Source organism: Aeromonas simiae (assembly GCF_000820125.1).
GTDB lineage: Bacteria > Pseudomonadota > Gammaproteobacteria > Enterobacterales > Aeromonadaceae > Aeromonas > Aeromonas simiae.
Genome location: NZ_CDBY01000075.1, coordinates 494 through 10,450 on the forward strand (window position 1 = coordinate 494; position 9,957 = coordinate 10,450).

The 9,957-nt window shown below is 62.9% G+C and carries 10 protein-coding genes; 5 read left to right on the forward strand and 5 right to left on the reverse strand.

Annotated features, from left to right (window positions below):
- The 3 genes from BN1134_RS15490 to BN1134_RS15500 form a co-directional block, all read right to left on the reverse strand.
- Window positions 1-1,295 (reverse strand): carboxypeptidase M32 (locus BN1134_RS15490; RefSeq protein ID WP_042048313.1); only part of this gene is annotated, 1,295 nt, incomplete at its 3' end.
- A gap of 28 nt (window positions 1,296-1,323) precedes the next feature.
- Window positions 1,324-1,923: a DNA endonuclease SmrA gene (gene smrA, locus BN1134_RS15495; protein WP_042048315.1), complete on the reverse strand. Its 600-nt coding sequence runs from the start codon at window positions 1,921-1,923 to the stop codon at window positions 1,324-1,326.
- Between the two features lie 43 nt (window positions 1,924-1,966).
- Window positions 1,967-2,848, reverse strand: a complete 882-nt coding sequence (locus BN1134_RS15500; protein WP_052449514.1) for a TraB/GumN family protein — start codon at window positions 2,846-2,848, stop codon at window positions 1,967-1,969.
- 64 nt (window positions 2,849-2,912) lie between these two features.
- Between BN1134_RS15500 and BN1134_RS15505 the strand changes: the two genes are divergently transcribed.
- Complete coding sequence (locus BN1134_RS15505) at window positions 2,913-3,245, forward strand: DUF1904 family protein (RefSeq protein WP_042048316.1); 333 nt, start codon at window positions 2,913-2,915, stop codon at window positions 3,243-3,245.
- Here BN1134_RS15505 and BN1134_RS15510 read toward each other — a convergent pair.
- Together BN1134_RS15510 and BN1134_RS15515 are read right to left on the reverse strand one after the other, a co-directional pair.
- Window positions 3,242-4,072, reverse strand: coding sequence for an SDR family oxidoreductase (locus BN1134_RS15510; protein ID WP_042048318.1), 831 nt, complete (start codon window positions 4,070-4,072; stop codon window positions 3,242-3,244). The two genes, BN1134_RS15505 and BN1134_RS15510, sit on opposite strands and share 4 nt — an antisense overlap.
- A 91-nt stretch (window positions 4,073-4,163) precedes the next feature.
- A complete protein-coding gene (locus BN1134_RS15515) occupies window positions 4,164-5,579 on the reverse strand; it encodes an OprD family outer membrane porin (RefSeq protein WP_042048319.1) in 1,416 nt (471 codons plus the stop codon).
- A 578-nt stretch (window positions 5,580-6,157) separates the two neighbouring features.
- Here BN1134_RS15515 and phoB point away from each other — a divergent pair.
- From phoB to BN1134_RS15535, 4 genes are all read left to right on the forward strand, one after another.
- On the forward strand, window positions 6,158-6,847 hold the full coding sequence (gene phoB / locus BN1134_RS15520; protein WP_042048320.1) for a phosphate regulon transcriptional regulator PhoB: 690 nt from the start codon (window positions 6,158-6,160) through the stop codon (window positions 6,845-6,847).
- 8 nt (window positions 6,848-6,855) lie between these two features.
- Complete coding sequence (gene phoR, locus BN1134_RS15525; protein ID WP_042048321.1) at window positions 6,856-8,163, forward strand: phosphate regulon sensor histidine kinase PhoR; 1,308 nt, start codon at window positions 6,856-6,858, stop codon at window positions 8,161-8,163.
- A 166-nt stretch (window positions 8,164-8,329) separates the two neighbouring features.
- Window positions 8,330-9,304, forward strand: a complete 975-nt coding sequence (locus BN1134_RS15530) for a PstS family phosphate ABC transporter substrate-binding protein (RefSeq protein WP_042048323.1) — start codon at window positions 8,330-8,332, stop codon at window positions 9,302-9,304.
- A gap of 124 nt (window positions 9,305-9,428) precedes the next feature.
- The coding region (locus BN1134_RS15535; protein ID WP_042048324.1) for a M48 family metallopeptidase at window positions 9,429-9,957 on the forward strand (529 nt) is incomplete at its 3' end.

Genomic DNA, 9,957 nt, shown 5'->3' on the forward strand with positions numbered 1-9,957 from the left:
TCGCGCTCCAGCGCAAAGCGCAACTGCGCCGCCGTCATGGCGCCCAGCGTGTAACTCGGGAAATAGCCGAACGAGCCATCAGTCCAGTGAATATCCTGCATGCAGCCATCCCGGTAGTTGCCGGCCGTGCGCAGCCCCAGCCACTGCTGCATCTTCGCATCCCACAGCTCGGGAATGTCGGCCACCTCGATGCGCCCCTCGATGAGATCGCGCTCCAGCTCATAACGCAAGATGACGTGAGCCGGATAAGTCACCTCATCCGCATCGACCCGGATCAAGCCAGGTTCGACCCGGTTGTAAAGGCGCGTCAAGTTCGCCGCCGAGAGCGCCGGCTGCTCGCCGAAATGGGCGCGGATGCGCGGAGCAATGAGCGACAGGAACGCCGGGTGGTGGCCAAGCTGCATCTCGCAAAACAGGCTCTGACTCTCGTGGATGGCCATGGAGCGCGCCTCACCCGCCGGCTGGCCCAGCCACTCGCGCGGCAGCCCTTGCTCGTAGCGGGCGTGGCCGGTCTCGTGGATGATGCCCATCAGGCTCGAGACAAACTCCTCTTCGTTGTAGCGCGTGGTCATGCGCACATCGGTGGGCACCCCGCCGCAAAACGGATGGGTGCTGACATCGAGGCGGCCCTGGTTGAAGTCAAAGCCGATGAGCGACATCACCTCGAGCCCGAGCGCCTTTTGCTGCTCAGTCGGGAAGGGGCCGGCGGGGGTGAGCACCGCATCGCCGCGCTGGCGCTCACTGACCTCTGTGATGAGCCCAGGTAGCCAGCTGGCGAGATCGCCAAACACCTGATCCAACTTGACCACGCTCATGCCCGGCTCATACAGCGCCAGCATGGCGTCATAGGGGCGCATCTCGAGCGCCTCGGCCCGTAGCCTCGCGACGTCGCGCGACAGGCGCACCACCTCGCCGAGATTCGGGGCAAAACCGGCCCAGTCGTTCTCTTGGCGCTGACGGCGCCAGGCGTGCTCACAACGGCTGCCGGCCAGTGAAAGCGCCTCGACCAGATCGGCAGGCAGCAGGCGGGCATCCTGCCAGTGGCGGCGGATCTCGTTGAGATTCGCCTGCTGCGCCGCACTGAGCGCTTCGCCTTCGGCCGCGGCAATCCAATCACCGACCTCGGGGGCGGTCTTTTTGGCATGCAGCAGCACCTCGAGTTCAGCCATGGCCTCGGCGCGGGCCTGACTCCCTCCTTCGGGCATCATGGTCGCCTGATCCCAGCCACAGATGGCAGAGAGGTGTTGCAGGCGGTAGATCTGGCGTTGATGGGCTTCCAGTTGTTGATATGACATGGGGGATTCCTGGTGTAAGAGGGGCTCGTCAGGCGAGGCGGCGCAGGTGGCGCTCGCGATTTTCCGCCTTCTTGCGATCGCTTTTGCGCAGCAGCACATACAAGGCGCCACTGCCGCCGTGGCGGCGCTCGGCGCTGTGCATGGCCATCACCTCGGGAATGTGCGGCAGCCAGGCGCTCACGTAACTTTTCAGCAGCGCCTGGGGCTGGCTGCGCTCTCCCTTGCCGTGCAGGATCAGCACGGAGCGGATGTCGCGCTCGAGGCAGTCGCGGATAAATTGCAGCAGCGCCACGCGCGCCTCGCGCAGGGTGTGCTGGTGCAGATCCAGGCTCGCCTGCAACTCATATTTACCAAGGCGCAGCTTCTTGTAGACCCCCTCCTGCACGCCGTCGCGCTTGAAGCCGACCGGATCGTGTGGGCGCAGCATCTCGACCGCCTCCATGGTGAGGCCATCGGGTTCATGGCCATCCTCGCGCATGGCCGCCTCGCGGCGGGCGAGCTGGGCCTCGCTGGGGTGCGGCAAAGGCGGTGAGGGGGGGATCTGATCGGACGTGATGGGCTTGACGCCACTCATCTCCTGCATGAAGAGCTGGTAATCGTCGGGTTGCACGGCGCGGCTCCTGGACATTTTTTGCCGATTATAACGGGCAAGCGGGTGAGGGCCTACCGCCTCAACCCGGCGTAGTGGCGGGCGGGCTGAGGCGCTCGATGCGGTAGCCGCGCTCGGCAAGGCCGGCCAGCAGCCCCTTCGGCCCATACAGGTGCAGTGAGCCGACCACGATGAAGCTGTTGCTCTCAAGGCCCGGTAGCTGCGTCAGCCAGCGCGCATTGCGCTCGGCCAGCAGTTTCTGCTCGAGCCACTCCTGTAGCTCTGGCGGCCCCATCTCCTCTTTGAGCAGCTCGCTTAAGTGGGTTTCATCGCCGGCCTGCCAGGCGTTGAGCACCTCGGTGAAGCTCTGTTTGAAATCATCCAGCTCATCGAGGGTGCTCTCGAGCATGGCGTTTTGGTGCGCGCTGACGCTTGCCAGATAGCCGAGCTGCTCGCTGAAGCCTTCCAGCCCCTTGATGGGGCGCTTGGCGTCAGTGGCCTGGGCCAGAAAGTGGCTGTCGACCCCGAGCGCCGGATCAAAACCGCTCTGGCCGATGGCGGCCTGACTCAGAGCCAGCGCCGCATACCAGGGTTGCAGCGGCGCGAGCTGCGCGATGGGCACGCCAAGGCGGGTGGCGGCGGCCTGGGTTTTGGCATAGAGCGCGGCGGGCAGCACATCGGCGAGTTGCTGGCCATCCGGCAGGCGGGTGAGGCGGGCCATCTCGGTCAGATCGTCTGGGGTTATCTGATTGAGGTTCACCTCGACCACCAGTTGCCGGCTCTGTTGCCACGCCTCGTCGATGGCCTTTGGTAAGGGGTAGATAGAGGCATGGCCTGCATGCACCGAGCCGAGCAGCCAGAGCGTCTGGGCCCCTTTCTCGACCCGGTAGAAAGCGGGCTCGGCACGCAATAGCAGCGGCCAGAGCAGCAGGAGAAGCCAGGGGGATCGCAGAAATTTGATCATGGAAATCCTTATGTTGCACACTGGGGCTCACTCAAGGAAGCCACTATAACAAACCGGAGTCCCCATGCCTCACCTGCGTTGCCGTGCTCTGTCCCAACCGGACGTCGAGCGTTTGAGCCTGACCCTGATCGATGCCCTGGCCGAGCTGCTGGGCAGCGATCCGGCCAACTTCACCCTGGAGCGGGTCGAGAGTACCTTCTTCGCCGATGGCTGGCCGCGCCAGAGTTCGCCCCTCATCGAGGTGGCCTGGTTTGCCCGCGAGCAGGCGGTGCAGGATGCCGCCGCCCGGCTCATCACCGAGCAGGTGCGCGAGATAGTGGGGAGCGAGGTGCGGGTGGCCGTGGTGTTCCAGGCGCTGGAGCGCAGCGCCTACTACAGCGACGGCCAGCACTTCTAGGCGGACTTGACCAGTAGCCGGTCGAGCCAGCGGGTTGGCAGCAGCCGGCGCAGCCAGCCAAACAGCCGGGTCGGGAAGGTGACCGGGTAGCGGGCCTTGGGGCGACGGCTGCTGAGGGCGTGCACCAGGGGCGGCAGGCAGGATTCGGGCGGCAGGGTGAAACGGCCGCTCGGCCCCTCTTTTTCCAGCCGCTTGAGGGTCTGGCGGTAGGCCTTCTTGTGGCGGCTCGCCTTCGGGTCGACATGGCGCAGGAAGGCATCGCGGGCGTTGACCCTAAACTGAGTGTCGATGGGGCCCGGCTCAATCAGGCTGACGTGCACCCCGCTGCCGGCAAGCTCAAGGCGCAGGGTATCGCTGTAACCTTCCAGGGCGAACTTGCTGGCGTTGTAGGCACCGCGATAGCGCATGGCGACCAGCCCGAGCACCGAGCTGTTTTGCACGATACGCCCCTCGCCGGCCGCCAGCATGCCCGGCAGCACCAACCGGATCAGATGGTGCCAGCCGATGAGGTTGGTCTCGAGCTGCTCGCGCAGCGCCTCGGTCGGCAGATCCTCAAGGGCGCCGGGTTGGCCGTAAGCGCCGTTGTTGAACAGCCCATACAGGCGCCCGCCGGCCAGATAGAGCGCCTCGGCGGCCCCGGCCTCGATGCTGGCGGGATCGCGCAGATCGAGGCGGACTGTGGTCAGCCCTTCGCCACGCAGGCGGGCGGCGTCTTCTTCACTGCGGGTGGAGGCGATCACCGAAAAGCCGTGTTGGCGCAGGCCGCGGGCGGCGGCGAGCCCGATGCCGCTGGAGCAGCCGGTGATGAGGACGTAACGGTTGGCCATCGAGGCATCCTTGGCGGTGGAAAGCGTCAGGGTAGCGCAAAATGAAACCGGGCCACAGGGGCCCGGTTGCGCTTTCTGCCATGGATAACCGTTACAGTACGGTGAACGGCATGATGATGTGGAACTTCACGTCACGCTCGGAGGCGAACATGTTCGGGTAGTACCAGCTGCCCTTGTCGTCCTGCTGGTTGTTGTAATCGGTGTAGTGCAGCTTGAACAGGGTGCCCTTGAGCGAGCCTTCCTGCACCGTGTACATCAGGTCGAAGTTGGCGGCCCACTCCTTACCGTTCTTGATGGTGCTGTCGCCGTTCTCGGCATCCCAGCCATAGGCACCGGAGAGACCGACGGTCCAGCCAGCGGCCCCGACCAGATCATCCAGGGTACGGGTCACGCCGAAGAAGACGGCCTTCTCGTTGTTTTCGTTCCAGTCGGAGCGGGAGTCCCACCAGATCTCGTTCGCGCCCTGAGAGTTGCCGTAGCCGCGGGTCAGACGGGGCAGGTAGTTGCCCTCGGAGCCTTCGGCCTTGGTCCACAACCCTTCGAGGCGGAAGCCGTACGGGCCGGCGCCCCAGCCGAAGGTGATGGCTTGTTGCCAGGCCAGCCCGTCGTAGGTCTCAACCTCGCCGCCATCCTTGGTGTAGTCGTCGGTCTTGGAGCCGTAGAACTGGTAGCTGGTATTGAGGCCACCCAGCACATCAAACTTGTGGGCCAGCTTGAAGTGGTAGCTGTCCATGTAGTCTTCGGACTGACCGAAGGCGGCGGTGACGGCCGTGCCGTTCTCGAAGGTGTAACGGGCGGCCAGACCGTGGATGTAGTCGATGACGTTTTCGTCAGCAAACGGATCCATCCATGCCTTGGCGCGGGAGAACTTCTGGGTATCGCGATACCAGGGGGCCTTGTATTCGTCAGCGATGGCGTAGGTCAGGTAGAGGTTGCCGAAGTTGCCTTCCACCTGGCCACCACGGTAGGTACCGGGCTGATAGGACCAGTTCACGCCGATGATGCCGGGCACGTAGAGCTGGGTCAGACCCCCCTTGGCGGTGACGGCACCATCAAAGAATTTGAACTTGAGGGCGGCGTTGGTCAGGCTGGCGCCGTTCTCGGAGCGGCCATCGGAGCCACCCCAGCTGTTGCCCCAGAAGGAGAACTCGTTCTCTTCGTTGACCGGGTTGCTCTCGTCAACGGCCAGATCCATGGCGCCGTAGCCACCGACATCGACACCGACCACATCCCATGCGTAGCCGGAGTTGAAGTTCAGTGCCAGCTGAGCGGTGGAGTGGCTGAGGTTGGAGTGGTACTGGCCATCGCCGGCGCCATCCTTGCGGTCACGCTCGCGCTGGAAGTAGAAGACGCCGCCGGAGAGCTTGGCGTCTTCCACGAAGGCTTCGTAGGACTTGCCGTAGCTTGGGCTCATGGTGTCCTGAACGGCCAGGGCCATGCCCGGGGCTATCATGGCGGCGATGACGGCGGCACTCAAAGCGGCACGCTTGAAGAGGATAACTTCCATTACAATGCTCCTGATTTTATGGACTTAGCATTTATCCGGCTACCGGTCATCCGGCCGCTCGGCGATGGCATGGCTGGCCTTTTTTCGGCCTTGTTATTGCTTATCTGTCCCGGTCACCGGGTCTTGGCCCCCGGTGCTGTGACAAGTTGGTCTGTTTATTTGCATCGGATCCGGTCTTGGCGTTCCGGATAAGACCAGAGTACTTTCGTGGTGCGAAATATCAATCGCTCCGGAGGGGGAAAGTTCAAAACTATGACCGAGTGCAAAAAATCGAGTCCAATCCCATGGAACTTTCACCACATCGCTGTTCTGAAAGGGATGGTAGCGTTTTCGGATGGGGTGTTTTCGCGCTGAGGGTAGGGGGGGAAGGGGGGCGAAATGGAAGTTACAAAGAGAAATAATTCTCACAAGAAAAAAACAGAGGCGGCATCGTACCGGCCTAGCGGGCAGTGCTACCGTGCAACAGGGTCGTGCTCTGGGGAGTAGGCGGACTCGATAACGGCCGGTAAAGTCATAAAACTGTCACACAAACTTCCAATAATTGGCGCACATATCTTCACATGGGAGAGAGAAGGGAAATGGGAAAGCGAATTCTGGTGGTCGAGGACGAGGCCCCCATCCGCGAGATGCTCTGCTTCGTGCTGGAGCAGAAGGGTTATGAAGCCATCGAAGCCCAGGACTTTGAGGACGGACTGGCCAAGCTCAAGGAGCCCTACCCCGAACTCATCGTGCTGGATTGGATGTTGCCGGGGGGCAGCGGGATCCAGTTCCTCAAGCAGCTCAAGCAAGATGAGATGACCCGCCAGATCCCGGTGGTGATGCTCACCGCTCGCGGCGAGGAGGAGGACAAGGTACGCGGCCTTGAAGCCGGCGCCGATGACTACATCACCAAGCCGTTCTCTCCCAAGGAGCTGACGGCCCGCCTGCATGCGGTGATGCGCCGCGTCTCGCCCACCTCGGTGGAGGAGGCGATCGAGGTACAGGGGTTGCGCCTCGATCCGCTCTCCCACCGGGTCAGCGTTGAGGACAAGGCGCTCGACATGGGGCCGACCGAATTTAAGCTGCTGCACTTCTTCATGACCCATCCTGAGCGGGTTTACAGCCGCGAGCAGCTGCTTAACAATGTGTGGGGCACCAATGTCTATGTGGAGGATCGCACCGTGGACGTGCACATCCGCCGACTGCGCAAAGCCATCGAAGAGACCGGCCATGATCGCTTGGTCCAGACTGTACGCGGGGCAGGCTATCGCTTCTCGACCCGGCTGTAGGAACCCTTATGTTGCAACCATATAGTTGGCGCCGGCAGCTGTGGCGGATGGTGGGCTTCTATGCCCCCTTTGCCTTGGTGGGCTGGCTGGTGGGTCATCTGGCCGACGTGTTGCTGGCCGCGACCGTGTTGCACCTCATCTGGCACTATCAGCAGCAGCACCGGCTGGCCTACTGGCTGTGGCATGACCGCAGCCTAGTGCCCCCCACCGGCAGCGGCAGTTGGGAATACATCTTCAACGGCATCTACAAGTTGCAGCAGCGCCAGCGCAGCCGTCGCCGCGAGCTGGCAGGCCTTATCCGCCGCTTTCGTGAGGGGGCGGAGGCGCTGCCTGACGCCGCCGTGGTCTATCGCGAGGATGGCAGTATTCTCTGGTGCAACCGGCTGGCCGAGAAGATGCTCGGCTTTCGCTGGCCCGAGGATGCCGGCCAGCACATCGGCAACCTGATCCGCGCCCCCGCCTTTACGGATTACCTCGCCAAGGGCAACTATGAGGAGCCGCTTGAGCTGCCTTCTCCTAACAATGAGGAGAAGCAGCTCGAGTTTCGCATCATGCCCTATGCCATCGATCAGGCGATGCTGGTGGCGCGCGACGTGACGCGCCTGCGCAGTCTGGAGAAGACCCGCAAGCACTTCGTGGCCAACGTCTCGCATGAGCTGCGCACCCCGCTCACCGTGCTGAAGGGGTATCTCGAGATGACCGAGGAACTGCCGCCCCCCGGCCTGTGGGACAAGACCCACAGGGTGATGTCGGAGCAGGCGCAGCGGATGGACAACCTAGTCAATCAACTGCTGACCCTGTCACGCATCGAGGCGGCGAACGAGGTGGATCTCACCCGTGTCGTCGACATGCCGGCGATGCTGGCCATTTTGGAGCAGGAGGCGCGTGCGCTCTCCGGTGAGCGGCTGCACGCGATCCATTTCGAGATTCAGCCCGATCTCAAGCTCTATGGCGATCCGGATCTGCTGCGCAGCGCCGTCTCCAACCTGGTCTACAACGCGGTGCACTACACACCGGCGGGTCGGTCCATCAAGGTGGAGTGGCGCCGTCAGGGGGCCGGGGCCCTGTTTGCGGTGACCGACGAAGGGGAGGGGATTGCCCCCGAGCATCTGGCGCGCCTGACCGAGCGCTTCTATCGGGTCGATCGCGCCCGCTCGCGCCAGACCGGTGGCTCGGGGCTGGGGCTGGCCATCGTCAAGCATGCCTTGAGCCATCACGACACCCACCTCGACATCGAGAGCCGGGTCGGCAGGGGGAGCCGCTTTAGCTTCGTGGTGCCCCCTCCACTGCTGGTGGATCAGCGCAAGAGCGCGTGAGATCTCGCGGGAAGGGCGGCCATGGGCCGCCTTTTTCTTTGCGGATAGATGGCACTTTCTTTACCGGTGTCATGAAAGTGTCACGGATGATCAATATTTTTGTCATTGGCAGGCCAGATACTGGCGCCGTCTTGGAACAGACCCTTGTTACCTTTGGAGAGATTGGATGAAACTCAACAAATTGGCTGGCGTTATTGGACTGTCTACTGCTGCTCTGTTTTCCGCCCACAGCATGGCGGCTGGCGTTGACAGCAAACTGCCCGATTATCAGCCGATCAGCGGCATCTCCGGCAACCTGTCGTCGGTGGGCTCCGATACCCTGGCCAACATGATGACCCTGTGGGCCGAAGAATTTAAGCGCATGTATCCGAACGTGAACGTGCAGATCCAGGCCGCCGGCTCCTCGACCGCACCGACCGCGCTGACCGAAGGGGTGGCCCAATTCGGCCCCATGAGTCGCGAGATGAAGGCCGGTGAAATCGAGGCATTCGAGAAGCGCTACGGCTACAAGCCGACCGGGATCCCGGTGGCGGTGGATGCCCTGGCCGTGTTCGTCAACAAGGACAACCCCGTCAAGGGGCTGACCATGGAGCAGGTGGACACCATTTTCTCCAGCACCCTCAAGTGCGGTGGCGACAAGCAGGCTTCCCGCTGGTCTGACGTCGGCTTGACCGGTGAGTGGGCCGCCAAGGATATCCAGCTCTATGGCCGCAACTCCGTCTCCGGTACTTATGGTTACTTCAAGGAGCACGCCCTGTGTAAGGGGGATTTCAAGAGCGGCGTGAACGAGCAGCCGGGCTCCGCCTCTGTGGTGCAGTCGGTCTCCTCCTCCCTCAACGGCATCGGCTACTCCGGCATCGGCTATGTCACCTCCGGCGTGCGCGCCGTGCCGCTCTCCAAGGATGGCAAGACCTTCGTCGAGGCGACCGAGCAGAACGCGCTGACCGGCAAGTATCCCCTGTCACGCTTCCTCTACGTCTACGTGAACAAGCACCCGAACAAGCCGCTCTCTCCGATGGAGCAGGAGTTCATCAAGATGATCCTCTCCAAGACCGGTCAGAGCATCGTGGCCAAGGACGGGTACATCCCGCTGCCGGGCAAGGTGGTGGAGAACGATCTTAAAAAGCTGGGGCTGATGTAAGTCACAGCTTGTCGAAGCGGGCCCTGCGGGGCCCGTTTTGTGCTCTTCAGACGCCCGTTGCCCTTGCACCGGGCGTCACCATTTTTGACAATACAGGGGTGTCTTCTACCAAGGATTGTCGACCATGTCCCGCACCGTCCCCGCCTTTGCCGTCAGCCTGCTGTGCGCCGCCCTGCTGAGCGGATGTGCCCAGTCACCGACCGGCCGTAACCAGATGCTGCTCTTTTCGCCCCAGCAGATGAGCCAGCTGGGAGCCGACTCCTTTAGCCAGATGAAGCAGCAGGAGAAGGTGAGCAAGGATGCCAAGACCAATGCCTATGTGCAGTGCGTGACCAAGGCGGTGACCGCCCAGGTGCCGGCCAGCTATGGCATCAGCAGCTGGGAGGTGGTGGTGTTTGACTCCAAGGAGGTCAATGCCTTCGCCCTGCCGGGCGGAAAGGTCGGGGTCTATACCGGGCTCCTCAAGGTGGCCCAGAACCAGGATCAGCTGGCCACCGTCATCGGTCACGAGCTGACCCACGTGCTGGCCCAGCACTCCAACGAACGCCTCTCGCGCAGCCAGCTGGCTGACATGGGCATGGCGGCGGCCAATGTGGCGCTCGGCTCCTCGGAATATGGCGGTGCCACCATGGCGGCGCTGGGGCTCGGGGTGC